The organism is Natrinema thermotolerans, from assembly GCF_031165565.1.
Classification (GTDB): domain Archaea; phylum Halobacteriota; class Halobacteria; order Halobacteriales; family Natrialbaceae; genus Natrinema; species Natrinema thermotolerans.
The window spans coordinates 1,505,984-1,529,036 of sequence record NZ_CP101873.1 but is presented as its reverse complement, the minus strand read 5'-3'; the positions used below and the strand labels follow the sequence as shown (position 1 = coordinate 1,529,036).

Here is a 23,053-nt window from a genome sequence, read left to right as displayed (position 1 = left end):
TGAACGCACCCTTCGCTGGCGGGCGTTTCATTCCATTGTACGTACCGTCGACCAGCATTCTCTGTCGGAATCGCTCGAGTCGGGAACGGAACTCGAGGCTGAACGGCTCGTGAACGAGGCGTAGTCGCTCTCTCACTCGAAGAAGGGCCACTACTCGTCGGTCGTCGTGTCGATCCCGAGCGCCTCATTCAGCCCGCAGAAACACGTTGTCGCGTTGAAGCCGAGCCCGAGCGCCCCGACGAGGGCAAGCAGGCCGGTCTTGCGCTTGCCGTTTCGGAGCGTGGTTGCTGCGACGAGCGTCAGCACAACGGCGAGTAGTGCGCGGACGAGTCTGTCACGGCCACCGACGTTCTGGTCGACCATATCCGACTCATGGGCCGCCTCGGCCTTGTATTTTCCCGAGCGGATGCTAACTCCACATCTAGCCCCTGCAGCGAAGCAAGCCGGACCCCCGGATCAAATCCAGGACGGTGTTTCCGTTCGGTCCATCTCCGAGAGCCTGCTCTGTGAGGCCAGGTATCGATTCATATCGTCGAAACTGCCGTGTTCTCCAGTCGAACTGATGATGATCGATTAATTTATTGTATTTGTATTCGAGAACGAATGCTATGGACGCGCTCAAAACCGTCGCCGAGATGATCGAGGGATACCTCTCGGGTGGGACCGAGGAGGCAGTGTCTGAGGGTGTCGAAGAGACGGCGGAAGAAGCGACGGGAGAGGACCTCTAACGCGAGCGGTCGGCTCGGATCCGAGCCCGTCCGTGAAAGGCGCGCCGCCGTGCGCGGACGACCGACAGTGTCGAAACCGGGGTATCGAACGCGTTCGATCGGCCCTCCCAGCGCTCAGTCGTCCGGCTCGTAGTCGAAGATGTCTTCGATTCGGCAGTCGAAATAGCGTGCTAACTCGAACGCAAGCTCGAGGCTCGGGTCGTACCGCCCGCGTTCGATCGCGTTGATCGTCTGTCGCGAAACACCGACCTGATCGGCGAGTTCGGCTTGCGTGATGTCGGCTTTCGCCCGCCAGACGGTGAGATCGTTCTCCATCGTTCACATGACCCGTCCGTAGTACCAGATCGTACTCGGCAATACGAGAAACGGCACGATCATGAGCCACGTCAGCGGTTCGAGTACCGGCGTCGTGAGATCGGTACTGCGCTCGAGGGTCGTCCAGACGGCGACCGCCCAGAAGAACACCCAGAGGGAGACCGCCGTTCCCCGGAGGCCGATCTTGAGATACCGTTCGTCGTAGTCGTTTCGTCGCTCGGCGAGGCGAAACGACCAGACACCGACGAGCGTGATGAGGAGGCCGCCGCCGATCGCGAGGGCGGTGCTGATCTCCGGATCGGGTGCCACGTCGGCACCGACGGTCAATGCGATGACGCCGGCGATCATGAGTCCGATCCCGACGGAGAGCTTACGGGAGTACGTTTCTGCCATCTCGTGTAAAGCATACTTTCCAATACGTTATAAGAATTTTCCATACTATCGGAGAGATACGACGCTCGAGTGACGACGGCTCACGGAACTGACTGCAGAACGGCCCACGACGAACGGCCCTCGATCGGTTACCTCGATCCGTTCGAGAGCGGTCAAAGCGGCGTCGTACAGCGACGACAGTACGTGAACTCGGCGTCGTTTTCCGTACCGCAGCGACGACACGTCACGCGCGTTCGATCCGCCGTGTCCGCCTCGAATGCTCCGGGGGGCCTGCGGTCGAACTCCTCGTCGTCGGTGTCGCGCTCCAGTTTACCGGCCCGTCGCTTGCGGTGGCGCTCGAGGCCATCCCGTGCGATTCCGACGAGAACCGGGACGCTGACTCCCAACGCGACGAGCAGGAGAACGCCGATGATGACGGCATACAACTGCCCGGGGTCACCCATATCGCCGTTACGGTCGCTCGACAGTTAGCGATTGGGGCATGATACCATACGATACTAGTCCGGCGAGACGAACGGTGGTATCCCTCGAGTCGGACGGCGAAACGGAGCCAACTGGCGTAACCGGCACATCGTTCGGGAAGCCGACTTCTCAAGGGGCCCGAGGCTGACATACGGACGTGAGCAGTAACTCGATCACAAACGAGAGCGACACGTTCGAGATCGGCGAGACGACGGTCCATCGGCTCGGGTTCGGGGCGATGCGGATCACGGGCGAGGACATTATCGGCGCGCCCGACGACGAGGCGGCCGCCCGTGAGGTCGTCGAACACGCCGTCGACTGCGGTGTCGACCTCATCGACACGGCCGACTCCTACGGCCCGGCAACCAGCGAACGACTCATCGGCGAGGCGATCGGCGATCCCGACGACGTGCTGGTCGCGACCAAGGCCGGCCTGTTGCGCAACCGCGAGGGCGACTGGCTCGCCCACGGCGACCCCGACTACATCCGGAATCAGGTGCTGACGTCGTTGGACCGGCTCCGGACCGACACCATCGACCTCTATCAGTTCCACCGGCCAGACGACGACACGCCGTTCGAGGACTCCGTGGCGGCGTTTGCGGAACTCAAAGACGAGGGATTCGTCGATCAGGTCGGCCTCAGCAACGTCTCCCCGGAACTCATCGATCAGGCCCGGGAACAGGTCGAGGTCGCGACCGTCCAGAACCGGTACAACCTGAACGACCGCGGCGCGGCCGATTCCCTCGAGGTCTGTGCCGAGAACGACATCGGCTTCATCCCGTGGGCCCCGATCAACGGCGACGACCTGGCCGAACACGGCGACCTCTTAGACGAGATCGCCGAGACCTACGACGCGACGCGCCGACAGGTCGCGCTGGCGTGGCTCCTCGAGCGCTCGCCGGTCATCCTCCCGATTCCGGGTACCTCGGATCCCGACCACCTCGAGTCGAACGTCGCCGCCTCGCAGCTGTCGCTGTCCGACGACGAGGTGCAGCGACTGACCGACGCGGCCGAGTGAGTTACGAGGCCGCGAGTCGGCCGGCGATGCGCTCGGAGAGGTCGGTGAGATAGAACGAGCCCCAGACCGCGGCGACGACGGCCCCGACGGTATCGTAGACGAGATCGCTGATCGTGTCGTCGAGCCCGTGCTGGGCCAGCACCGCCTCGAGGCCGAGCCGCTGGGCGCTCCAGTCGATGCCGAACTCCATGAGTTCCCAGACGACGCCGAAGGCCAGTACGAACACGAGGATGAACGCGAACAACATCGCGGGCGGGACGTAGATCTCGTCGGTATGGAGGTCGATCGCTCGGACGACCGCGTAGCCGCCCGCGGCGACGATCGACGCCGAGACCGTGTGCGTCATGCTGTCCCACTGACCGACGAGCGCGTACATGCCGGCCGATCCGAGGACGTGCAGGAAGACGGCCGCCGTGAGCCAGAACACCAGCCCCGGCTCGAGGGGCAACTTGGCGTCGCGCTCGAGGAGCGCGGGGAGGAACGTGATCGCGAGCGCGATGGCGGCGTTCGAGACGGTCGTCAGATCGCGGCTGACGACGCCGTATACGAGGAGGATCGCGAGCGCCGCCTGCATGCCTCGGGAGAATCGGACGACGATCCCATCGGGGACGTTCAGCTGATCGCGGATCAGCGTCGGGACGGGATCCGGCTCCTCGTCGGGCGAGGTGTCCCGCGGCGTCTCGACCACCTCGTCGCCGTAGGACCCGAAGTAGCGGCCGAAGAGGACGCCAGCGAACAGGCCGGCCACCGCCGCGTACCCGAAGTCGATCATCAGCGTGCGGTTGGCCGCGTCCTGTGAGCGCCCGTTCAGTATGTACTCCGTCCCGAACGTTACGTCGGCCAGCCACTGGGCGACGTTCCACGCGCCGGCGACGGCGAGCGTCGTCAGTACGACGAGCGCGACCGCGAAGGCGTGGTTCATCCGGACGGCGGTGAACTGGTCGATCTCCACGGTGACGACGAGCGCGACCGCGGCGACGGCGACGTAGACGGCGATCGACGTCAGCGCCGACTCGCCGAGGACCGTCGCGTCGACGACGGGGAGCAAGACCAGCACCAGCAACTCCCACGGCGGCATCACGAGCGGATCTCGAAACGCGACGACGGGAAGCAGGACGATGGCGACCGCGAACGCGGTAAACGCGAACCAGCGGTACGAGTCCGCGAACCCGTGATTGATCGCCAACGCGACGAGCGCGATCGTCAGCGCCCACGCGAGTACCGCGTTTCCCTGCGTGTCGTCGAACAGGCCGTCGAGTCGAGCGTCCGCCATACGACGCTGTACGGGCCGACGGCCCTAAACGCGAGAGCATGACAAAGCCACCGCCCGGCTCGACTGCCTCGAGCGACTCCGAACGGCCCGACTCGCCACCCCGTTTCCGACGGAAGCCTGATACGTCAGTCCCGCAATGGTGACGTATGGTTGCACGTGACGACCTCGAACACGGACAGGCCCGCGTCAACGACACGAAACTCCACTACGTGACCGCCGGTGACGGCCCGCCACTGGTGCTGTGTCACGGCTGGCCACAGACCTGGTACGAGTGGCGGGACGTGATCCCGTCACTCGCCGACGACTACACCGTCATCGCGCCCGACCTCCGTGGGCTGGGTGATTCCGCGACCCCGACCTCGGGATACGACAAGGACACCGTCGCGACCGACGTCCGGGAACTCGTCGCCCACCTCGGCTTCGGCGACGATCGGATCGCGCTCGTCGGCCACGACTGGGGGATGCCGACGGCCTACGCCTACGCCGCCCAGTACCGCGACGAAGTCCGCGCGCTCTGTGTCCTCGAGGCCGGCCTGCCGGGGATCAACGAAGACGGAAAGAAGAAACTCTGGCACACACGATTCCACGGCGTTCGTGACCTGCCCGAGCGGCTGGTCGCCGGCCGGGAACGGCTCTACCTCGACTGGTTCTACAAGGAGGGCGCGTACGATCCGTCGGCGATCGACGACGCGGCCCGCGACGAGTACGTCCGCTGTTACTCACAGGCCGGCGGCCTGCGGGGCGGCTTCGAGTATTACCGTGCCTACGAGACCGATGCCGAACACAACCGTGCCCACGCCGAGGACCCGCTCGAGCTGCCGGTCCTCGCACTCGGCGGCGCGGCCTCGTTTCGGGAGCTGCCGATCAGAGACATGGAGGCGGTCGCGACCGACGTCGAGGGCGAGGTCGTCGACCGTGCCGGCCACTGGATCCCCGAGGAACGGCCGGCATACTTCGTCGATCGGTTGACGACGTTTCTCGACGACGCCGCGTGACCGACGCTCGAGCCGGTCGTGACTACGCGCTCAGTACTGTTCTTTGACCCTGTCGATCTGGCAGTCGAGACAGAGATCGTCGGCAAAACAGGCGACGTTGTCGTAGGGACAGTCGTACGCCTCGACGTCGACGGAGAGGCGGCGTTTCGCGCGTTCCCACTCGGTCTCCCAGTCGTCGATCGTCATCTCCGCGGAGGTAAAGACGACATCGCCGCCCCGGTCGACGATCTTCGCGACCGTGACCGAGCGGTGGTTGGCTTTGACGACGTCGATCGCCTCCTCGTAGGAGCCACAGCGGATCTCCTCCCGGCCCGACTGATCGTCCAGCAGGTGGACGGCGATAGAGCCGTCGTATTCCTCGGTCGGCTCCAGTCCGTGGGTCATGTGGTCCACTGTCGGAGTCGCACGATAAAAAGTCCCGCTTCGGGACTGGAGGTCGCTTTCTTCCGGGCGGCGCATTGCCCGGTGAGTAGGCCATCGCCGGCGCGTGGAGCGTGGTCCCGATCCGGCGGTCTTTGAACGCCGCCGCCGTTGGCCACGCGATACTGGTATCGTCCTCGACTCACAGCACTTCCATCGACGCACTCCCGTTCGTCGATCACGCATCGCGATCACGTGGTGCCGGCAGCGTAAACGAGAACGTCGACCCGTCGCCCGGTTCGGAGTCGACCCAGATCTCACCGTCGTGGCGCTCGATGATCCGCTCACAGAGTGCCAGCCCGATACCGGTGCCAGCGTGTTCGTCGGGGCCGTGGAGCCGCTGGAACACCTCGAAGACGGCCGCTTGGTCGTCAGGATCGATCCCCATCCCCTCGTCGCTGATCGAGACCACCCAGTCCCGTCCGGCCCGCTCTGCAGAGATGGCGATCCGTGGCGGCTCGTCTCCCGCGTACGTGACTGCGTTATCCAGTAGATTCTGAAAGAGTTGGCGCAGCTGGCTGGCGTCTCCCTCGACACGGGGCAGTGACGCCGCCGTGATGTCGGCGTCCGTTTCCTCGAGTTGCAACTGTAGATCGGCGAGAACGTCGTCGAGTACCGCGTTCAGATCGACCGGTTCGGGCGGGTCTCCCTCCGTATCGACACGAGAATACTGCAGCAATCCGTCGACCATCGCACGCATCCGGTCTGCGCCGTCGACAGCGAACTCGAGGAATTCCTCACCCTCCTCGTCGAGCGTATCCTCGTACCGCCGTTCGAGGAGTTGCAGGTAGCTCGAGACCATCCGCAGCGGCTCCTGCAGATCGTGGGAGGCGGCGTAGGCAAACTGCTCCAATCGCTCGTTCGATTTTTCGAGTTTCTCGACCGTGTCCTCCAACTGTTGTTTGCGCTCGTTCTGTTCGGTGATGTCCTGGGCCATCGTCATTCCGGCAAAGACCTCACCATCATCGTCGGTCACCGGCACGGCGTGAACTCGCCAGTCTCGGTTTACGTACTGAAACTCGACTGACGTCTCGTCGCCGTCAAGCGCCGCCCGGAGTGCAGGTTCGAGGTCGGCAGCAACCGTGTCACCCCACACCTGTGCTGGTGTCCGCTCTTCGACGTCGGCCGGCGAGATCGGTAACTCCGCGAACGCCTGTCCCGCGGCGAGCGTGTACTCGAGGTCGGCACCGAACAGCGTGACGATCCCGTTCGGGAAAAACTCCGCCAGCGTGCGATACCGACGTTCGCTCTCTTTGAGTTTGCGCTCTCGCTCCTTGCGTTTCGTGACGTCTCGAAAGTAGACCGAGAGTCCGGATTCGGAGGGATAGGCGTGAACCTCGAACCACGTGCCAAGCGGCGGGTAGTACTCCTCGAACGATGTGGGTTCCTGCGTTCGTACCGCCTCCCGGTACTCTTCCTCGAACGTCGTTCCGAGCGCCGGTTCGAACACCTCCCAGAAGTTCTCGCCGACTAAGCCCTCGTCTTCGGGGTCGAGGACGTTCTTCCCCCGCTCGTTCGCGTACGTAATGGTCCAGTCCTCGTCGAGACCGACGAATCCGTCGGTGATCCGTTCGAACGTCCGCTCGAGTTCGGTCTCTCGCTCCTCGAGTTTCCGTTTGGCTCTCGTTTCCTCGATCGCTGCTGCGAGGACGTTCGCGACGTTTTTGACGAAGGTAACGTCGTGGTCGGTGAACTCGTGCTTCTCGGTGGCGTGTACACCGAGGATCCCCCACGGGTTTTCGATCGAGCCGATAATGACGCTGATCCCGCCGACGACGTCGTGACTGGTGAGGAGTTCGGGGCCCGAAAAGCGTTCCTCGGTACGCAAGTCGTCGACGACCACGGGCTCTTCAGAAAGCAGCGTGTAGCCCGCCTGTGAGCCCCGGTCGGTCGGGACTATCGCGCTCCCGACGAGACCCTCCCGCCAGCCGACACCCTGCCGAAGGAAGAGTTCGTCACCGCCGGGCAGCAACTCGAGGACCTTACAGTAGTCGTTGCTCAGCGTCTCGGCTACTGCAACGCATGCGTCGTGCATCAACTGATCTATGTCATCGGTTTCGAGCGCCTGTTGGCCGAGTTCAGCGACAACCACTTGGTGTCGAATTCGGGGGTGTGGATCTGTATCGGCCGATGAAGCCATGCCCAATTCAAACGGCGTGAGACGGGTAAAGCCTTCTCCGGGTATCGCCAGTCGACGAGCTATCGTTCGGAATCGAACACAGTCACCACGGACCGCAGCAAGCACTCGACGGAACCGTGCCAGTCGGGGACACTCGTCTCGCGTGGTTCGATCTCGGTCGGATTTGCGCCGCTCACGGATTTGTTCGCGGCGACAAAGTCCGGGTGCGAGAATCGAACCCGCGTCTCAGCCTCCACAAGGCTGAAGGATAACCACTACCCCAACCCGGACACGCTTACACCTGAACCTACAGCCGGTTGGACTAAAATACGTTACGACTCCCGGACGCGGTGTGTGATGCCCTCGCTCGGTTTCGGCCGGCGGATCTCGGCTGCCCCCGCGGGCCGTTCGCGACCGAGACGTTTTTCGATCCGCGGGCGTTAGTCCCGCCAACGCGTGGCCATCACCGACAAGATCTACGTCAAGAATCACCGCCAGCTCAGCTCCCAGCTCGAGACGAACATCCCCAAAGGGGCGTTCAAGGGGGCGACGCTGGACATGCTCTTCCAGGGCGAGGGCCTCGAGAAACTCGACGACGCGACCCGCGAGCGGGTGCTGGATTTCACGCAGGACTTTCTGGACTGTAGCTGCGACAACAACCCCTACTGTGGCTGTCCCGAGCGCAAGTTCATGACGTACCTGCTCGAGTTGCGCGCCGAGGGACTGGGCCCGGACGCGATCGTCGACGTGATGACCGACGACTACATGGTCTATGCCTACTCCGGGGACGTTCTCTCCTTCCTCGATAACGCCGTTCGAACCCTCGAGGCCGCCGAAGGGTTGGCGCGAGTGGACGGTGCCGGGGAGAAACACGACGAGATCCGGCGGGCGAAACGGAACCTCGAGCGGTAACCGACTGTTGTTCCGTTCTCCGATTCCGCCCTTACACCCTGGTCGACACGCCGTCTCTCGGTTGTAGTGGCCACCTACGCGTTTCGAACATTATTAATAATCTATAATCATCGAGCGCGACATCAGTGGTCCTCCCCTATCGAGAATCGATGCCGGACACGACGATAGAGACGATCAACACGATGCTCGATAGCGTCCAGGAGGAACTCGAGGACCCGGACCTACGGTTCAAGCTCCGGACTGTGCGGCAGTTGCTGTTGGTGGTCGAAGAACGACACGACATCGGACGAGACGCGCTCGCGGACGCCGATCTCGACGACTCGACCCGCGAGGACTTACAGCAACTCGGGTATCTGGGCGCGGACGACGACCGCTAGGTGCGTTCCAACCGGGACCGATCGTCAGCGCAACTGGTAGGATTCGTCTTCGTCGTCGAGTTCGTCGAGCAACAGGATCTCCTCTTCTTCGTCCTCGAGGCGGTCCTGGAGGTCGTTGACGTAGGCCTTGTACTCCTCGAGTTGCTCCCGGAGGTGTTCGGCCTCGAGTTCGAGCCGCTCGTGTTCGCGGACGAACCGCTTTGGCACCTCGACGGTCGGTGGGAACGACACGTCCTCCCCCTCGTCCGTGCGGGCCTCGAGGTCGGCCTCGGGGACGACCTCGACCTGACCGTCGTGTTCGACCAACTGGTCGACGTAGTCCCGGAAGACGGCCGACAGCGAGATGTCGCGCTCCTCGGCGATCGCCTGCAGCGCCTCGAAGGCGTCCTCGTTGACCCGGAACGAGATGGTCTTGTTCTTGTTCCCCATCGATACCCCTAGTCGTCGTTCACGGAACTTAACTATTAGTCAGACACGGGGCGTCGCGGTGACCGCTGACCGCGCTCGAGCGCCGGGCGAGAACCGCCATGACCACTCGGGACCCGACACGCTATGCGCCTCGAGTCCCAACACGGCGTATGCTGACTGACACGGCGGGACTCCACCACGTGACCGGGATCGTCGGGGACGCCCAGTCGGCGATCGATTTCTACGGCGGCGTCCTCGGGCTCCGGCTCGTCACGCAGACGGTCAACTTCGAGGATATCCTCCAGCATCACCTCTACTTCGGCGACGCCGCCGGCCGGCCGGGGACGGTCCTGACCCACTTCGCGGACCCCCACGGCGAGCCCGGCCGGTTCGGGGCTCCCCAGCCCGAATCGGTCGCGTTCGTCGTCCCCGACGGCTCGCTCGCGTACTGGGCGGATCGGCTCGCGGACCACGAGGTCGCGGTCGAGGGGCCCCTCGAGCGGTTCGACGAACGCGTCCTGCGCTTTGCCGACCCCGCGGGAACGCGACTCGAACTGGTCGCCGGCCCGCCGGTTCCGGGCGACGTCGAGCCGTGGACCGAAGGACCGATCCCGACGGACCGCGCGATCCGCGGTCTCCACGGCGTCGCGACGCTGTCGGTCAACCCCTACGCGACCGCGGGCGCGCTCGAGACGCTCGGGTTCGAACACGAGGCGGAAGACGGCGATCGGATCCGGTATCGTGCGTCCGGCTCACGAGCCGCAGTCGTGGATGTCCTCGATCGCGACGCGGCGTTCGGCCGCGAGGGACAGGGAACGCTGCATCACGTCGCGGTCCGGGTCGAGAGCGAGGACGCCCTCCACGAGTGGCGGGACCTGTTCGACGAGCGCGGCGACGACGTGTCCCGCGTGAAAGACCGGCACGTCTTTCACTCACTGTACGTCCGTGAACCAGGGGGCATCCTCCTCGAACTGGCGACGGAGACCGACGGCGTCGCCGCCAGCGGGCCGACCGGGGGTCCCGGCGAGTCGCTGTACCTGCCCGAGTGGTTCGAACGCGACCGGGAGCTGATCGAGAGCCAACTCCCCGAGTTGACGGCGCCGACCGGGAGTGAGACTGACGAGAGCGGCGACTCTCCAACGGACCGATGACCGACTCCGGCCGCTCGATGGACGGCGTCTCGGGACCCCACGCCGGCCGACCGCTGCTCACTGCCGGCGCGCCCGCGCTGGCCGCCGACGCCGCGCTCGTCGCCTGTCACGGCCGCGGCGCGACCGCGCAGGGCGTTATCAACCTCATGGAACCGGCCGTCCGCCACGGCGTCGCCGTCCTCGCGCCGGACGCCGAGCGAAGCCGCTGGTACCCCCGCCGGGCGACCGCCCCTCGAGCCGAGAACGAGCCGTGGCTCTCCTCGAGCGTCGACTGCGTGGCGGCGGCCCTCGAGGCGGCAGCCGAGATCGGCGTCCCGCCCGAGCGTACCGTCGTCGCGGGCTTCTCGCAAGGGGCCTGCGTCGCCGCCGAGTTCGCCCGCCTGAACCCGGCGCGGTACGGCGGGATCGCCGTCCTCTCGGGTACGCTTCCCGGGACGCTCGCCGAACTCCGTGCGACCGCGATCGACAGCTCGCTCGAGGGGACGCCGGTACTCTTTGGCTACGGCGCCGACGACCCACACGTCGATCCGGACCACGCCACCGAAGCGGTCCGGATCTTCGAAGAGGCGGCCGCCGCGGTCGACGAGCGGTGGTATCCCGAGACCGGCCACGAAGTCACCGACGACGAGTTCGACGCGATCGGGGCGATGCTCGAGGCCGTGCTGTAGCTCGCGGTTCGATCGAAACGAAAAATCGCACGGACCCGTTCCCGTCAGACCGTCGCTTCCGCGTCGTCGGGCTCCTCGATGTCCTCGAGTTGCTCGAGCGCCTGAATGACGTCGTTGCGGTAGTTGACGACCGGCGAGTCGTAGCGCTCGCGGGCCATCTCGGCGTACTCGTTCGTGGGTGCGGTCGAGCCGCTTTCGGGCGCTTCCTGCTCGGCCTCCCAGGCCTCGAAGGCCTCGATGCGATCGAGGGTCCGTTCGGCGGTTTCGACGACCCAGCGATCGCGAGTGGCATCGTCGACGACCGCGATGGACTCGGGTCGCAGGGAGACGTTGACCGTGCCGTCGTCGGTCTCGTAGGTCCGGGGTTTGCCGACGATGGAGACGTAGGCCGGCGGTTCGGTGTCCCGCAGGACGGCGGCGGCCTCGGGCTGGTACTGGCCGGCGTAGACGAAGAACGTCCCGGTCGGGTCGACGACCCGGCCGCGCCAGTACTCGCTTTCGTCGCCGACGTCTTCGGTCTCGGTCAGGGTACCGGTGACGAACACGCGGTTCGCGCGGTCGCCCGTCGGGAGGAGCGCGTAGTTGGGCGCGCGCTCGTCGTCGCTCTCTTTGAAGGTGTACGTCGAGTCGTTGAATTCCGATGCGAAGACGCGGCGGGCGACTTCGCGGGTGAGTTCTGCCTGGCTCATATCACATCGACCTCGCTTTGATCAGCAGTTCCTCGCCGTCGATCGGCCCGTCGAGTTCCTCGACGTCGTCGGCCAGCACGTACCGGCCGAAGGTCGGTCCCTCGATGCGGTAGTAGGTGCCGACGATGTCCTCGCGGATCTCGTCGGCGACGATGGTCGTGTCCAGGGCGTCCATCGCCATCTCTTTGGCCTCCTCGAGGCTCAGTCCCGTCAAGTTCTCCGTGGCGTCCTTGTCGAAGATGACCTCGTGGGCGTCGATACCGTCGTCGACGACGGCCTTGATACGGAGGTCGAACTCGCCTTCGCCCTCGCCGTGTTCGTTACAGCGGCCGTTCTGGAGAACGCGGGTACAGCCCTCCTCCGGACAGCGCTTGATGAGGCCGCTGCCGCTTTGCATGTCGACCAGCGCGCCCTCGACCTCGCTGGTGTCGTTGCCGACCTCGAGGTCTTCCTCGAGCTCCTCGATCACCGTCGTCGAGTTGAGTTTGACCGAGTACCGGCCCTGATACTCGTCCGTGACGACGTTGCGAAGCTCGTAGACCGTCCCTTCCTCGAGTGCCGGGAGGTCGGACTTGGCCCATTTGGTGAACTTGATCGTCCCCGTCGGGTCGCCGAGCAGGCCGACCTGCGCGACCGAGTCGCTGCGGGGGTCCCAGAGTTCGATGACCTTGGCCGTCAGGTCGATCCACTCCTCGGGTTCGTCGACGTCCTCGACGCTGGCTTTCTCGCTGTCGCCGCTCGAGATATCCTCGCGCTCGAGGCCGGCCTCCTCGAGGTAGTGGTTAGTGACGCTCCGGCGTGCCTCGTCCATCGGCACTTTGTACTCGTCGACGAGCGTCGTCAGGCGCTCTTCGACGTCCTCGACATCGACGTCGAGGTGGTCCGAAAACTGCTCGTGGATGTCGTCCGCGTGTTGTCGTACGTCGCTCATTGGCTTCACGCCTCCTCTTCGGTTTCAGTGGGAGGCATACGTCCGTTCGCTCCCGATGGTATTTAAACTACCGCCACCGGAGCGAAAGTGAACGCCCGGGGAAGAAACCGCAAGAAGGCGTTGCGGAGCCGATTCGGAGCGCCGGTCGGCGGCGGTTGTATAGTAGCCACTGAAAGTCATTGCACACCTGATCGTACGACAGCGCTGCGATCAGTGTGTGAATCGTTTCAGCGGCTACTATAGCCGGGTTTCGCCGGCCGTAGCCGGCGGTTACTGCCCGCCGACCTCGAGCGCCGCCTCGAGGGCGTCGCCGATCGCCTCGGTCCCCGCGTCGTCGACGGCGACCAGCGGCGGGCGGACCTCGTCGGACGGGACGACGCCGCGCTCGGTGAGGGCCGTCTTCGTCGCGGGCGCGAAGCCGTGGCTCGTACAGGCCTCGAACAGCGGCGAAATCGCGTCGGACTGCAACTCTCGGCCGCGCGCTTCGTCGGCTCGGTCGAACGCCTCGCCCAGCACCTCGGGGACGACGTTCGACAGCGCGTTGATCCCGCCGTCGGCCCCCATCCGCAGGGCGGGGACGAGCAGGGCGTCGTACCCCTGCAAACACAGGAACTCGTCGGGCGCTGCCCGCAGCACCGAGAGGAAATAGGCGAGGTCGCCGCTCGAGTCCTTGATCCCGAGGACCCCGTCGCGATCGGCGACGGCGGCGACGGTCTCGGGCTCGATGCGCCGGCCCGTACACTGCGGGATGTTGTACAGCAGGACGGGGAGCGCGGCGTTGTCGAGAACGGCCTCGAAGAACCGCCGGTTGCCCGCGGGAGCGTTCGCGGTCGTGAAGTAGGGTGCGACGATCGCGGCGGCGTCGGCTCCCGCCTCGGCCGCCCGATCGATGGCCGCGACAGTGTTGGCGACGCTCGTGGCGGCCGCACCGGCGACGACCGGGACGTCGACGCGGTCGACGGTCGCCTCGACGACCCGGCGCTGCTCGTCGGCGGTCAGGCTCGGAAACTCGCCGGTCGTCCCGCAGGGAAAGACCGCGTCGATGCCGCCGTCTTCGAGATGGGTGAGCAGATCGGTCAGGGCCGCCTCGTCGATCGCGCCGTCGTCGAAGGGGGTCACCGTCGGTGCGGTGATCCCGCGGAGTGCATCGCGGATAGCCATGCTCGTTGCCTCCGTCGGGACGATGAAAATCGTTCGCATCGGTTCCGCGAGCCGTCGCCGCGCCTCCGACCACCGGCGGGCCTATGTGTCCGGCGGTCGAACCACGGGGCAATGGCGGATCGGCGTCGACTCGAGCGGTTCCTGCGTACGACGCTGCAGGGAGCCGGCGAGCAGTTCGAGGAGCTTCGCAGATCGACCGACGACCAGCTCGAGGAGGCCCGCGAGGCCTACGAGGTGGCGCGAAACGCCCGCGAGTTACCCACCGACGAGGCGGGCCGAGCGAAGATCGTCTGTCGGCGTTACGCCCAACAGCGGGCGGCGAAGTTGGACGAGGAGTACCGACCGGCCTGTTACGAGGCGGACCACCCCGACTGCGAGGGCTGTGCCGAGGACGTCCGACGCGGGCGGATCGAGACCTGGTAAGATGGATCGGCCCATCGTTGCCTGTGTCCTCGCCGGGGGTATCGGCAGCCGGCTCTACCCCGCGAGTCGCGGGGAGCGCCCGAAACAGTTCCTCGAGTTCGGCGGCGACCGCTCGCTCCTCTCGCAGACGATGGATCGGACGGCGTTCGCCGACGAGCGCTTCGTCCTGACTCGCGAATCGTTTGCCGACGAAATCCACGAACACGCGCCGGAGGCGGGCCTGCTGGTCGAACCCGCCGGCAAGGACACCGGACCGGCGCTGGTCTACGCCGCATGGCGGCTCCGAAAACGGTTCGACCGCGACCCCGTCCTCGTCTGTCTCCCCAGCGACCACCACGTCGGCGACGACGCCGCCTTCGCCGCCCACCTCGAGCGCGCCGCCGAGATCGCCGCCGAGACCGACGGCCTCGTGACGCTCGGCGTCGAGCCGACGCGGCCGGCGACGGGCTACGGCTATATCGTCCCCGCGAGCGACGACGGCGGCCTCGAGGGGGCGAGCGCGGACTACGACGCCGTCGAGCGCTTCACCGAGAAACCCGACCGCGGGGAAGCGCGGCGGCTCCGCGAGGCGGGCGCGTACTGGAACGCTGGGATCTTCGCCTGGACGCCCGCCGCCCTGCTGCGGGAAGCGCGGGACTCGCCGCTTGCCCCGCTGGTCGAGGCCCTCGAGGCCGGCGAGCCGGAACGCGGGTTCGACGCGGTCGATGCCGTCAGCGTTGACTACGCGATTATGGAGCGGGCGAGCGACGTTTTCGTGACGCCGTTGCCGGTGGACTGGGACGACCTCGGGACGTGGGACGCCGTGGGGCGGACCCGCTCGGACCGCGACGCGGCCGCGACGAACGACCGCGTCGCCGGTGAGATCCTGTCGGTCGACGCGGCGAACAACGTCGTCGCCGCGCCCGACCGGCACGTCTCCCTGCTCGAGGTCGAGGACCTGATCGTCGCCGCCGACGACGACCGGATCCTCGTCGCGCCACGGACGTCGTCACAGCGGGTTCGCGAAGTCGTCGATCGGCTTCGCGAACGCGACGCCTTCTGAGAAACAGCGACGGAACGCAGCGAAACGAGTTCGGCTGTCAGCTCGAGTCGGCCGTTCCCGTCCCGCCGTTACCGTTTTCCGGCCATACCGCCCAGAGCAGGAGCCCGAGGACGAGGACGCCGGCGAGGGCGAGCGACTCGAGGATGGTGAGTTTGATCCCGAACCACGACAGCGCCGTTCGGAACTCGACGACGAACGGGACGAGCAAGGCCACGACGACCAGTAGCGCCCCCTTCGAGATACGCATCTAGCGAATCACCTCACCGAGGGATTCGATGACGGCGGGGTCGACCCACGTCGAGAGCCTGACGCCCTCGATGCCGGGCCCGAAGAGGCCGCCGGCGTCGATGATGCTCGCGAGCGGGAGCGTGTACGCGATGATCACGAGAACGACGGCGATCGCGGTCCAGAGCTTGAGGTTGTCGAGGATGCGCGGCGAGTCCTCGGCCCCGGAGAGCGTCCCCGCGTAGGTGTTGTCCGGGATCGACTCGCTGTCGTCGCCGATCGACGTCATGATCATGTTCAGGAGGAACAGGGCCAGCGACAGCGTCAGGATGACGCCGCCGAGGGCGACCTGCATGTTGATCTCGCCGACGGTACCCACGGCGGGTTCGAAGTCGAAGCCCTGATACTGCGGTTCGGCGGTCCGGCGGGGCATCCCGAACAGTCCGGAGCGGTGCATCGCGTTGGACATGAACGTCATGCCGATGAACCAGAGGAGGACCTGTCCGAGCGCGACCGACCGGTTCCAGAGTTCCTTGCCCGTCAGCTGCGGGATGAACCAGTAGGACGCCGCCATGAACGTCAGTGCGACGGCGGTGCCGACGGTGAGGTGGAAGTGACCGACGACCCACCACGTGTTGTGGACGAGGTAATTGATGTTCATGCCGGCGTTGATCATGCCGGAGAAGCCGGCCGCGGCGAACATCAGGCCCGCGAGCGCCATCCCGGTGAAGATCGGGTTGCGCCACGGGAGCGCCTTCAGCCAGCCGAGGTAGCCCTCGCCGCCACGCTGGCGCGCGCCGTGTTCCATGCTCGCGACGACAGTGAAGGCGGTCAGCAGGCTCGGCAAGAGGAGGAACATCGTGTTCGTCATCGCGATGAACTTGTACCCCTCAGCGATGCCCGGATCCAGATACTGGTGGTGGATTCCGAGCGGCGTCGAGAGCAGCAGGAACAGCACGAAGACGACGCGTGCAAGCGGGTCGCTGAACAGCTTTCCGCCGGAGAACTTCGGCAGCATGATGTACCACATCATGTACGCCGGCATCAGCCAGAAGTAGACGACGGCGTGGCCGAAGTACCAGAACAGCGTCCGGGTCAACAGCGGGTTAACCGACTCGGTGATCCCCAGCGACCACGGCAGCAGGAACACGAGGATCGACAGGGCCACACCGAACGTGCAGATGTACCAGAACAGCGTCGTCGTCAGCACCATGAAGGTCGGCAGCGGGATCCGCTCGTCGGGGTTCTCGCTCCGCCAGGCCAACCACGTTCGGAACCAGTCGACACCGGCGAGCCAGGAACCGACCACGAACAGCACCAGTCCGATGTAGAAGATCGGATGGGCCTCCAGCGGCGCGTAGAACGTAAAGAGGACGTCGGCGTTCAGCTCCGAGCCGAGTACCGACGGCGCCGACTCGAGGAAGCCGCTAAAGATCGCGATCGCGACGAGTACCGTGCCGACGACCATCATGATATACCAAGCCCAGGTGAACCGGACGTCGACGACGCCCCGGTCCAGACTGGTCGTTACCGCCCACGTGAAGGTCCCCACGAGGAAGAAGATCGTGAACGTGATCGCCAGCAACACGCCGTGGGCGGTCAGGACGGTGTAGTAGTCGGGTGATTGAATGAACCTGAAGACGTCGGTCCGGTGAAGCGCCTGCACCAGGCCGAGCGTCCCGCCGATCGCCAGCGCGATGAAGGAACTCCAGAAGGCGGCTTTGATCACTCGTGCCTCGTCGGGGAACTGGTCGACGTAGGCGTTACGCATCGCCGTCACCTCCGTCGGCGGACTCGTTGCCATCGGGGGTCACGACCGACAGCGTTCCGCTTTCCTCGTAGTCGTCGACGGTCACGGTCCAGTCGTGGTCGCCCTCGCCGAGGTCGGCGCTGTCGACGGTAAACGCGACTTCTTCGCTGCCGTCGCCGGGGACGGTGACGGCTTCTTCACGCGTCTCGTCGCCGATCTCGAGGGAGACGGTCGTCTCGAGGTCCTCTTGCATGCCGTTTTCCACGTTCGCGGTGATCGTCGTCTCGTTGCCCGATTCGACCTCGTCGTCGGCCTCGACGGACAGTTCGGTCATGTCGAACTCGTCTTCGGGAACGACGTTCAGTTTGCCTTCCATCGTGTGGTGATACTCGCCGCAGTACTCGTTACAGAGGATGCCGTACTCGCCGGGTTCGTCGAACTTCACGGTCATCTCCGAGACCTGCCCGGGAATGACCATCGTGTTCACGTTCGTTCCCACGACGGAGAAACTGTGTGTCACGTCCCGGCTGGTGACATAGAAGGTCACCTCGCTGTTGGCTGGCACCTCTATTTGGCTCGGCGTGTACGACCACGCCTGTGCGACGACCGCGACTTCGTACTCGTTGCCGCCGACGTGTTCGACGCCGGGCTCGGCGAACCGTTCGTCGTCGTTGATCTCGTCGGGGTTGATGTCGCCGCCTTCGTCGTCGATCATCGCGATACCCGGGCCGACTGCCCCGTAGGTGATCGTCGCGATGAAACCAACGATTAATACCATGGCGGCGACGAGCCATACCTTCTCGTAGGTGTGAATGTTCATGCCAGTCCCACCACCGTCAGGGCCATTCCGACGACGGTCGGCCCGTTGCCGAGGAACTCAACGAAGTACATGAATATCCACAACAATACCAGTATCAGGAAGTAGATTCCGATCAGGATCGCCGTCCCGATCGGATCGTACTCCTCGTGCCCGAGTGTTTGAACATGATCGGGCTCCCGTTGTTCAGTTCTGGAACTCATACGGACGAGTAGGGAATAGGGACGACTTACTATCAACCTTGGTTCCCGTTCGATGGGAAGATGGTGGGGTATTAAGCGCTCGTCCCGCCCAGTACCGAGTATGAACCTCGAGACAGTACCGCCGCGGCTGGCTGCGATCGCGGGGCTACTGGCGATCGTTCCGCTGCTCGTCTATGGGCTCACCAACTCGACGGTCGCCGGCGCCGTCAGCGCGGTTAACGTCGTTCTTATCGTCGGCTCACTGTACCTCGCGATGTCCCCGGTCGAGGGCTCGCACGGCGATCACCACGGTGACGGCAACGGAACTGCCGGGTGACCGCCGCCCGCGAGATGACCCTCAGTTCACTTTCCCCGGAGCTACTGACGACTAGCGCGGGGTACGGAGCCGTCCGGTTCCCCGTCGGAACACCGCTGATGGCGAGTCCGGGCCCCGGACTCGCCCCCGAACACGTGAACCTGTTCGTTCTCTTCGTCGTCGGACTGCTCGCCGGCGCACACTGTCTGGGTATGTGCGGCCCGCTGGTGACGACCTACGCCGATCGGATCGGTGACGCCAGTGACAAGCGCCGCGACGACACGCTGACCGGCTACGAGGTGCGCCAGCACGCGCTGTTCAACCTCGGTCGGACGGCCAGCTACGCCGCGATCGGTGGCCTGTTCGGTCTCCTCGGTGCGGTGACGGTCGCCTCGAGCGAGGCCGTCGCCGCGGTCGGGGATAGCGTCAGGGGGGCGACCGGAATCCTCGTCGGGATCGCGATCGTCGCGAGCGGTCTCTACTATCTCCGGGGCAAGACCGCCGTTCCCGGCCACGGGCTCCCGATCGTCGGCACGCTGTTTCGCCGGCTCTCGGAGCTGCTCTCGAGCCGCGTCGATCGGCTCGCGACGTCGCCGGGGATCGTCGCGCTCGGAGCGGTTCACGGGGTCATGCCGTGTCCGATCATCTATCCCGCGTATCTCTACGCGTTCGCGCTGGGATCGCCGGCACGCAGCGCGCTCTCGCTGGCCGTCCTTGGACTCGGAACGATCCCCACGCTGTTCGTCTACGGCACCGCCATGACCGCGATCGATGTCGACACGCGGGTGCGACTCCACCGCGCGCTGGGCGCGGCGTTTATCCTCCTCGGCTATATTCCCCTTTCGCACGGCCTGATGCTGTACGGCATCCACCTGCCCCATCCCCCGCTCCCGTACGAACCACTATTCTAACGATGGCACCGGAATCACCACCCGCGCCGGATTCGCTGTCGCCGTCGGCCGAGACCGACGGCTCGAGTGCGACCGGCGGGGCGGCGGTCGACGACGCGGCCGCCGACACCTGCGACCTCTGTGACCTGCCGACGCCGGCGGAGCCGATCACCGACCCGGACGTCGACGGCACGTACTGCTGTCGTGGCTGTCTCGAGGTCGCTCGCACGCTCGACGGGACCGACGACGCGCCCGACGAGGCGGCGGTACGATCCCGCCTCGATTCCGGCGACGACGGGCCGGACCTCGACGATCTCGACGGCGAAGACGCCTACCTCGCGGTCGACGGCATGCACTGCTCGACCTGTGAGGCGTTCCTCGAGACCACCGCCGAGCGAGAACCCGGGGTCCGCGGCGCGACGGCGAGTTACGCGACGGATACGATTCGGCTCGTCTACGATCCCGATCGACTCGATTCCGACGACCTCCCCGAACTCGTCTCCGGCTACGGGTACACCGCGTCCGACCGATCGGCTCTTGATGATGCGAGCGGATCGGACGACGGGCTTGCACCGCTCCTGCTTGGTGGGTTCTTCGGCATGATGATTATGGTGTGGTACGTCCTGTTCCTGTACCCGAGGTACTTCGGCTACGAGCCGGTCGCCGACTTCGGCGGGTACGAGACCGCCTTTCTGTCGGCGAACATCTGGGTGTTCGCCTCGATCGTCCTCTTCTATACCGGCTATCCGATCCTCCGGGGTGCGTACGTCAGCCTCCGGGCCGGCAGCCCGAACATGGACCTGCTGGTGGCGACGGCGGCGCTTGGCTCCTATAGCTACAGCGCCGTCGCGACGCTGCTCGGCAGCAGTCACCTCTACTTCGACGTCACCGTCGCCGTCGTCCTCGTCGTCACCGCGGGCGGGCGCTACGAACGGATCGTCAAGCGCCGCGCGACCGGCCTGCTCTCCGACCTGACCGAACGACAGGTCGACGAGGCCCGCCGCGAGAGCGGCGAGACGGTGCCCCTCGAGGCGGTCGAGCCCGGCGATCGTTTGCTCGTTCGTCCCGGCGAGCGGGTTCCCCTCGACGGCGAGATCGTGGAGGGATCGGCCGCGGTCGACGAGTCGCTGGTCACCGGCGAGTCGCTGCCGGCCGAGAAGGAGCCGGGCGATCCGGTCCGCGGGGGGACCGTCGTCACTGACGCCCCGATCGTCGTCGCGGTCGGCGACGAGGCGGAAAGCACCCTCGACCGGCTCGTCTCCCTGCTCTGGTCGATCCAGAGTTCCCGGCCGGGCGTCCAGCGGCTCGCGGACAAGCTCGCGACCGTCTTCGTCCCGCTGGTTGTCGCCCTCGCCGCCGGGACGGTCGCCGTCTCGCTGGCGACCGGCTCGAGCCCGTCGACGGCGCTGTTGCTCGGGCTCACGGTCGTCATCGTCTCCTGTCCCTGCGCGCTGGGGCTGGCGACGCCGCTTGCCATCGCTGCGGGGGTCCAGTCGGCCGCCGAACGGGGGATCGTCGTCGCCGCCGAGACGATCTTCGAGGACGCCCCCGAGGTCGATACCGTCGTCCTCGACAAGACGGGGACGCTCACGACCGGGACGATGACCGTCGACGCCGTCCATGTGGCCGGCGGCGACGCCGCGGGCGACGGCCCCGGGCGCGAGGAACTGCTCCGACGGGCCGGCGCGGTCGAGTCCCTCTCCGAACACCCTGTCGCGGCCGCCGTCGCCGACGCGGCACCCGACGACGCGACGGCAGCCAGCACCGTCGCGGACTTCGAGCGGGCGAGCCGCGGCGTCAGCGGTCGCGTCGACGGCGACCAGGTCGTCGTCGGCCACCCCGACTTCTGTCGGGAGCGCGGGCTGGCGATCCCCGACGCCCTCGAGCCCCGGATCGAGGACGCGAGATCGGCGGGTCGCGTGCCCGTCGTCGTCGGCTGGGACGACCGGGCTCACGGCGTCGTCGTCGTCGGGGACGCACCGCGAGACGATCTCGAGGCGGCCCTGACGGACCTCTCGGCGGACCACGAGGTCGTCGTCCTCACCGGCGACGAGGGGGCGGCGGCCGAGCGCTTCCGCGACCTCGAGGGCGTCGACGAGGTCTTCGCGGGCGTGCCGCCGGAAGCGAAGGCCGAGACCGTCGACCGGCTCCGGGCCCGCGGGACGGTCGCGATGGTCGGCGACGGCAGCAACGACGCGCCCGCGCTGGCCGCGGCCGACGTCGGCATCGCGATGGGCGGGGGAACACAGCTCGCGACCGACGCGGCCGACGCGGTGATCGTCGGCGACGACCTCACGGCCGTCGGCGAAACCTTCGACGTGGCGACGGCCACGCACCGACGGATCCGCCAGAACCTCGGCTGGGCCTTCGCCTACAACGCGGTCGCGATCCCGCTGGCAGTCGCCGGTCTGTTGAACCCGCTGTTTGCCGCCGTCGCGATGGCCGCGAGCAGCCTGCTCGTCGTCTGTAACTCCGCCCGCTCGCTGTGAGCGACGGCGTGCCGTCGCGCCTCTACTCGTCCGTTTCGTCGGCCGTCACGACCCGTTCGACTTCTCGCCGCTCGCCGTCCTCGTAGACGTAGGTCGTGCCCTCGTCCTCGTCGCGGGTCCGCCGGTGGCTCCCGTCACAGAAGGGAAAGTCGTCCGAGAGTCCGCACTGACAGACCGCCACGTCGCCTTTCTCGTCGTCGATGTCCTCGGGCTCGAGCTTCCGTGGGCCGTTGGCCTCGAGTTCGACCAGTCGCGTCATGAGTGTGTCTCGCGTCGCCGTCGGCAAAACGCTTCGCTCGCAGCCGTCTCACGGCGGTGTGATCCGCCAGTGTGCCGTCACACGGTGTACAGCAGTCACGAACCGCCGATCCCTGAGACCGGCGTCGACGCCGACTATCAGTACCGGCGACTGATGGTGTGGGGTGGTGGCACGGAACACCGTCTCCGGGAACGGCAAGGTTCTTGGTTCGGCTGTTGAAAATCAGGATAGGAATAGTCATGTGGGTCTCCGCCGCGACAATGCCGACCGCGATCGCCCTCGCGGTCGTCAAGACGCTCGTCCTCATCGTCGGCGGCGTCATCACGTTCTTCGCCTACAAGGCCTACCGACGCACTCGTCAGTCCGCGCTGGGCTATCTCTCGCTCGGCTTCGGCCTCGTTACCCTCGGACTGGTACTGGCCGGCATGCTGTATGAAATACTCGGCGTCCCGCTGATGACCGGCATCCTCCTCGAGAGCCTGCTGGTACTGGCCGGCTTCTTCGTGATCGCATACTCGTTGTACGTGACTTGAGCCGCGTCGATGTCGCGCTCGGCCAAATTTATTTGGGAGTAACGGTATCCGTGATCGGCGAATAACCGAAGGTACGGCAGGGACGATCGGCGCTGAACCATGGAGCT

The 23,053-nt window shown here is 65.9% G+C and carries 28 protein-coding genes and 1 tRNA gene; 12 read left to right on the top strand and 17 right to left on the bottom strand.

The window, feature by feature from the left end; genetic code table 11:
- Positions 1-150: 150 nt before the first annotated feature.
- From NP511_RS07930 to NP511_RS07915, 4 genes are all read right to left on the bottom strand, one after another.
- A complete protein-coding gene (locus tag NP511_RS07930; protein ID WP_006182655.1) occupies positions 151-363 on the bottom strand; it encodes a YgaP-like transmembrane domain in 213 nt (70 codons plus the stop codon).
- A 479-nt stretch (positions 364-842) separates the two neighbouring features.
- Positions 843-1,043, bottom strand: coding sequence for a helix-turn-helix transcriptional regulator (locus tag NP511_RS07925; RefSeq protein WP_006649982.1), 201 nt, complete (start codon positions 1,041-1,043; stop codon positions 843-845).
- A 3-nt stretch (positions 1,044-1,046) separates the two neighbouring features.
- Positions 1,047-1,436, bottom strand: coding sequence for a hypothetical protein (locus NP511_RS07920; RefSeq protein WP_136396870.1), 390 nt, complete (start codon positions 1,434-1,436; stop codon positions 1,047-1,049).
- A gap of 152 nt (positions 1,437-1,588) precedes the next feature.
- Entirely contained in the window at positions 1,589-1,879 is a 291-nt protein-coding gene (locus tag NP511_RS07915; protein WP_006649984.1) for a DUF7577 domain-containing protein, read from the bottom strand.
- 176 nt (positions 1,880-2,055) lie between these two features.
- Here NP511_RS07915 and NP511_RS07910 point away from each other — a divergent pair, with 176 nt between their 5' ends.
- Positions 2,056-2,916: an aldo/keto reductase gene (locus tag NP511_RS07910; protein ID WP_049965087.1), complete on the top strand. Its 861-nt coding sequence runs from the start codon at positions 2,056-2,058 to the stop codon at positions 2,914-2,916.
- 1 nt (position 2,917) lies between these two features.
- Here NP511_RS07910 and NP511_RS07905 read toward each other — a convergent pair whose 3' ends face one another.
- Positions 2,918-4,189, bottom strand: a complete 1,272-nt coding sequence (locus NP511_RS07905; protein WP_049965086.1) for a DUF2238 domain-containing protein — start codon at positions 4,187-4,189, stop codon at positions 2,918-2,920.
- 146 nt (positions 4,190-4,335) lie between these two features.
- Here NP511_RS07905 and NP511_RS07900 point away from each other — a divergent pair, with 146 nt between their 5' ends.
- Positions 4,336-5,184, top strand: coding sequence for an alpha/beta fold hydrolase (locus NP511_RS07900; protein WP_049965085.1), 849 nt, complete (start codon positions 4,336-4,338; stop codon positions 5,182-5,184).
- Positions 5,185-5,214: 30 nt separating this feature from the next.
- On the opposite strand, the gene NP511_RS07895 is transcribed toward NP511_RS07900, so the two are convergent.
- The 3 genes from NP511_RS07895 to NP511_RS07885 all read right to left on the bottom strand — a co-directional run bounded on the left by NP511_RS07895 (position 5,215) and on the right by NP511_RS07885 (position 8,013).
- The gene (locus NP511_RS07895; protein WP_006649988.1) at positions 5,215-5,568 is read right to left on the bottom strand and encodes a hypothetical protein; all 354 of its coding nucleotides are present in this window, start codon (positions 5,566-5,568) and stop codon (positions 5,215-5,217) included.
- 214 nt (positions 5,569-5,782) lie between these two features.
- The gene (locus tag NP511_RS07890; protein ID WP_211249098.1) at positions 5,783-7,744 is read right to left on the bottom strand and encodes an ATP-binding protein; all 1,962 of its coding nucleotides are present in this window, start codon (positions 7,742-7,744) and stop codon (positions 5,783-5,785) included.
- A 197-nt stretch (positions 7,745-7,941) separates the two neighbouring features.
- Positions 7,942-8,013: transfer RNA gene (locus NP511_RS07885), tRNA-His, on the bottom strand.
- Positions 8,014-8,179: 166 nt separating this feature from the next.
- Between NP511_RS07885 and NP511_RS07880 the strand changes: the two genes are divergently transcribed.
- Entirely contained in the window at positions 8,180-8,635 is a 456-nt protein-coding gene (locus tag NP511_RS07880) for a DUF5814 domain-containing protein (protein WP_006182646.1), read from the top strand.
- A 149-nt stretch (positions 8,636-8,784) separates the two neighbouring features.
- Positions 8,785-9,012: a hypothetical protein gene (locus tag NP511_RS07875; RefSeq protein ID WP_006649990.1), complete on the top strand. Its 228-nt coding sequence runs from the start codon at positions 8,785-8,787 to the stop codon at positions 9,010-9,012.
- Positions 9,013-9,036: 24 nt separating this feature from the next.
- Here the strand turns inward: NP511_RS07875 and NP511_RS07870 are convergent, their stop codons facing one another.
- On the bottom strand, positions 9,037-9,441 hold the full coding sequence (locus NP511_RS07870) for a DUF8146 domain-containing protein (protein WP_006182644.1): 405 nt from the start codon (positions 9,439-9,441) through the stop codon (positions 9,037-9,039).
- Between the two features lie 149 nt (positions 9,442-9,590).
- On the opposite strand from NP511_RS07870, the gene NP511_RS07865 reads away from it, so the two are divergent.
- The gene (locus NP511_RS07865; RefSeq protein WP_049965083.1) at positions 9,591-10,571 is read left to right on the top strand and encodes a VOC family protein; all 981 of its coding nucleotides are present in this window, start codon (positions 9,591-9,593) and stop codon (positions 10,569-10,571) included.
- Positions 10,568-11,239 (top strand): alpha/beta hydrolase, encoded by a 672-nt coding sequence (locus NP511_RS07860; protein WP_049965082.1) that lies wholly within the window; start codon positions 10,568-10,570, stop codon positions 11,237-11,239. Before NP511_RS07865 ends, NP511_RS07860 begins: the two co-directional genes overlap by 4 nt.
- Positions 11,240-11,283: 44 nt before the next feature.
- On the opposite strand, the gene NP511_RS07855 is transcribed toward NP511_RS07860, so the two are convergent.
- The 3 genes from NP511_RS07855 to NP511_RS07845 form a co-directional block, all read right to left on the bottom strand.
- Complete coding sequence (locus NP511_RS07855) at positions 11,284-11,928, bottom strand: RPA family protein (protein ID WP_049965081.1); 645 nt, start codon at positions 11,926-11,928, stop codon at positions 11,284-11,286.
- Position 11,929: 1 nt separating this feature from the next.
- Positions 11,930-12,859, bottom strand: coding sequence for a replication factor A (locus NP511_RS07850; RefSeq protein WP_049965080.1), 930 nt, complete (start codon positions 12,857-12,859; stop codon positions 11,930-11,932).
- 270 nt (positions 12,860-13,129) lie between these two features.
- Positions 13,130-14,020 carry a dihydrodipicolinate synthase family protein gene (locus tag NP511_RS07845; RefSeq protein WP_049965102.1) on the bottom strand — a complete coding sequence of 297 codons (891 nt, stop codon included), beginning with the start codon at positions 14,018-14,020 and terminating at the stop codon, positions 13,130-13,132.
- 111 nt (positions 14,021-14,131) lie between these two features.
- Here NP511_RS07845 and NP511_RS07840 point away from each other — a divergent pair, with 111 nt between their 5' ends.
- Together NP511_RS07840 and NP511_RS07835 are read left to right on the top strand one after the other, a co-directional pair.
- On the top strand, positions 14,132-14,443 hold the full coding sequence (locus NP511_RS07840) for a DUF7091 family protein (protein WP_049965079.1): 312 nt from the start codon (positions 14,132-14,134) through the stop codon (positions 14,441-14,443).
- Between the two features lies 1 nt (position 14,444).
- Positions 14,445-15,485 carry a mannose-1-phosphate guanylyltransferase gene (locus tag NP511_RS07835; protein ID WP_049965078.1) on the top strand — a complete coding sequence of 347 codons (1,041 nt, stop codon included), beginning with the start codon at positions 14,445-14,447 and terminating at the stop codon, positions 15,483-15,485.
- A gap of 37 nt (positions 15,486-15,522) precedes the next feature.
- Here the strand turns inward: NP511_RS07835 and NP511_RS07830 are convergent, their stop codons facing one another.
- Genes NP511_RS07830 through NP511_RS07815 form a run of 4 tightly spaced genes read right to left on the bottom strand, consistent with a single transcriptional unit; the run spans position 15,523 to position 18,480 of the window.
- Entirely contained in the window at positions 15,523-15,732 is a 210-nt protein-coding gene (locus tag NP511_RS07830; RefSeq protein WP_049965077.1) for a hypothetical protein, read from the bottom strand.
- Positions 15,733-17,514 (bottom strand): b(o/a)3-type cytochrome-c oxidase subunit 1, encoded by a 1,782-nt coding sequence (locus tag NP511_RS07825; protein ID WP_049965076.1) that lies wholly within the window; start codon positions 17,512-17,514, stop codon positions 15,733-15,735.
- Complete coding sequence (locus tag NP511_RS07820) at positions 17,474-18,280, bottom strand: cytochrome c oxidase subunit II (RefSeq protein ID WP_006649999.1); 807 nt, start codon at positions 18,278-18,280, stop codon at positions 17,474-17,476. Before NP511_RS07820 ends, NP511_RS07825 begins: the two co-directional genes overlap by 41 nt.
- Positions 18,277-18,480: a hypothetical protein gene (locus NP511_RS07815; RefSeq protein WP_049965075.1), complete on the bottom strand. Its 204-nt coding sequence runs from the start codon at positions 18,478-18,480 to the stop codon at positions 18,277-18,279. Before NP511_RS07815 ends, NP511_RS07820 begins: the two co-directional genes overlap by 4 nt.
- Before the next feature lie 100 nt (positions 18,481-18,580).
- Here NP511_RS07815 and NP511_RS07810 point away from each other — a divergent pair, with 100 nt between their 5' ends.
- The 3 genes from NP511_RS07810 (at position 18,581) to NP511_RS07800 (ending at position 22,154) form a co-directional block, all read left to right on the top strand.
- Positions 18,581-18,796: a DUF8131 family protein gene (locus tag NP511_RS07810; protein ID WP_006182632.1), complete on the top strand. Its 216-nt coding sequence runs from the start codon at positions 18,581-18,583 to the stop codon at positions 18,794-18,796.
- A gap of 98 nt (positions 18,797-18,894) precedes the next feature.
- On the top strand, positions 18,895-19,686 hold the full coding sequence (locus tag NP511_RS07805; protein ID WP_049905818.1) for a sulfite exporter TauE/SafE family protein: 792 nt from the start codon (positions 18,895-18,897) through the stop codon (positions 19,684-19,686).
- Between the two features lie 2 nt (positions 19,687-19,688).
- Positions 19,689-22,154: a heavy metal translocating P-type ATPase gene (locus NP511_RS07800; protein ID WP_049965074.1), complete on the top strand. Its 2,466-nt coding sequence runs from the start codon at positions 19,689-19,691 to the stop codon at positions 22,152-22,154.
- A 22-nt stretch (positions 22,155-22,176) separates the two neighbouring features.
- Here the strand turns inward: NP511_RS07800 and NP511_RS07795 are convergent, their stop codons facing one another.
- Positions 22,177-22,413 (bottom strand): CDGSH iron-sulfur domain-containing protein, encoded by a 237-nt coding sequence (locus NP511_RS07795; protein ID WP_049965073.1) that lies wholly within the window; start codon positions 22,411-22,413, stop codon positions 22,177-22,179.
- Positions 22,414-22,673: 260 nt separating this feature from the next.
- Here NP511_RS07795 and NP511_RS07790 point away from each other — a divergent pair, with 260 nt between their 5' ends.
- Positions 22,674-22,946, top strand: coding sequence for a DUF7521 family protein (locus NP511_RS07790; RefSeq protein WP_015299206.1), 273 nt, complete (start codon positions 22,674-22,676; stop codon positions 22,944-22,946).
- Positions 22,947-23,053: the final 107 nt, after the last annotated feature.

What these genes read in the sequence shown, in the direction of transcription:
- NP511_RS07810 (WP_006182632.1), top strand. Translation starts at nt 18,581, where the DNA reads ATGAACCTCGAGACAGTACCGCCGCGGCTGGCTGCGATCGCGGGGCTA.
- NP511_RS07815 (WP_049965075.1), bottom strand. Translation starts at nt 18,480, where the DNA reads ATGAGTTCCAGAACTGAACAACGGGAGCCCGATCATGTTCAAACACTC.
- NP511_RS07900 (WP_049965085.1), top strand. Translation starts at nt 4,336, where the DNA reads ATGGTTGCACGTGACGACCTCGAACACGGACAGGCCCGCGTCAACGAC.
- NP511_RS07925 (WP_006649982.1), bottom strand. Translation starts at nt 1,043, where the DNA reads ATGGAGAACGATCTCACCGTCTGGCGGGCGAAAGCCGACATCACGCAA.
- NP511_RS07795 (WP_049965073.1), bottom strand. Translation starts at nt 22,413, where the DNA reads ATGACGCGACTGGTCGAACTCGAGGCCAACGGCCCACGGAAGCTCGAG.
- NP511_RS07915 (WP_006649984.1), bottom strand. Translation starts at nt 1,879, where the DNA reads ATGGGTGACCCCGGGCAGTTGTATGCCGTCATCATCGGCGTTCTCCTG.
- NP511_RS07845 (WP_049965102.1), bottom strand. Translation starts at nt 14,020, where the DNA reads ATGGCTATCCGCGATGCACTCCGCGGGATCACCGCACCGACGGTGACC.
- NP511_RS07835 (WP_049965078.1), top strand. Translation starts at nt 14,445, where the DNA reads ATGGATCGGCCCATCGTTGCCTGTGTCCTCGCCGGGGGTATCGGCAGC.
- NP511_RS07805 (WP_049905818.1), top strand. Translation starts at nt 18,895, where the DNA reads ATGGCGAGTCCGGGCCCCGGACTCGCCCCCGAACACGTGAACCTGTTC.
- NP511_RS07870 (WP_006182644.1), bottom strand. Translation starts at nt 9,441, where the DNA reads ATGGGGAACAAGAACAAGACCATCTCGTTCCGGGTCAACGAGGACGCC.
- NP511_RS07830 (WP_049965077.1), bottom strand. Translation starts at nt 15,732, where the DNA reads ATGCGTATCTCGAAGGGGGCGCTACTGGTCGTCGTGGCCTTGCTCGTC.
- NP511_RS07855 (WP_049965081.1), bottom strand. Translation starts at nt 11,928, where the DNA reads ATGAGCCAGGCAGAACTCACCCGCGAAGTCGCCCGCCGCGTCTTCGCA.
- NP511_RS07920 (WP_136396870.1), bottom strand. Translation starts at nt 1,436, where the DNA reads ATGGCAGAAACGTACTCCCGTAAGCTCTCCGTCGGGATCGGACTCATG.
- NP511_RS07800 (WP_049965074.1), top strand. Translation starts at nt 19,689, where the DNA reads ATGGCACCGGAATCACCACCCGCGCCGGATTCGCTGTCGCCGTCGGCC.
- NP511_RS07790 (WP_015299206.1), top strand. Translation starts at nt 22,674, where the DNA reads ATGCCGACCGCGATCGCCCTCGCGGTCGTCAAGACGCTCGTCCTCATC.
- NP511_RS07890 (WP_211249098.1), bottom strand. Translation starts at nt 7,744, where the DNA reads ATGGCTTCATCGGCCGATACAGATCCACACCCCCGAATTCGACACCAA.
- NP511_RS07865 (WP_049965083.1), top strand. Translation starts at nt 9,591, where the DNA reads ATGCTGACTGACACGGCGGGACTCCACCACGTGACCGGGATCGTCGGG.
- NP511_RS07840 (WP_049965079.1), top strand. Translation starts at nt 14,132, where the DNA reads ATGGCGGATCGGCGTCGACTCGAGCGGTTCCTGCGTACGACGCTGCAG.
- NP511_RS07895 (WP_006649988.1), bottom strand. Translation starts at nt 5,568, where the DNA reads ATGACCCACGGACTGGAGCCGACCGAGGAATACGACGGCTCTATCGCC.
- NP511_RS07820 (WP_006649999.1), bottom strand. Translation starts at nt 18,280, where the DNA reads ATGAACATTCACACCTACGAGAAGGTATGGCTCGTCGCCGCCATGGTA.
- NP511_RS07850 (WP_049965080.1), bottom strand. Translation starts at nt 12,859, where the DNA reads ATGAGCGACGTACGACAACACGCGGACGACATCCACGAGCAGTTTTCG.
- NP511_RS07825 (WP_049965076.1), bottom strand. Translation starts at nt 17,514, where the DNA reads ATGGCAACGAGTCCGCCGACGGAGGTGACGGCGATGCGTAACGCCTAC.
- NP511_RS07905 (WP_049965086.1), bottom strand. Translation starts at nt 4,189, where the DNA reads ATGGCGGACGCTCGACTCGACGGCCTGTTCGACGACACGCAGGGAAAC.
- NP511_RS07930 (WP_006182655.1), bottom strand. Translation starts at nt 363, where the DNA reads ATGGTCGACCAGAACGTCGGTGGCCGTGACAGACTCGTCCGCGCACTA.
- NP511_RS07860 (WP_049965082.1), top strand. Translation starts at nt 10,568, where the DNA reads ATGACCGACTCCGGCCGCTCGATGGACGGCGTCTCGGGACCCCACGCC.
- NP511_RS07875 (WP_006649990.1), top strand. Translation starts at nt 8,785, where the DNA reads ATGCCGGACACGACGATAGAGACGATCAACACGATGCTCGATAGCGTC.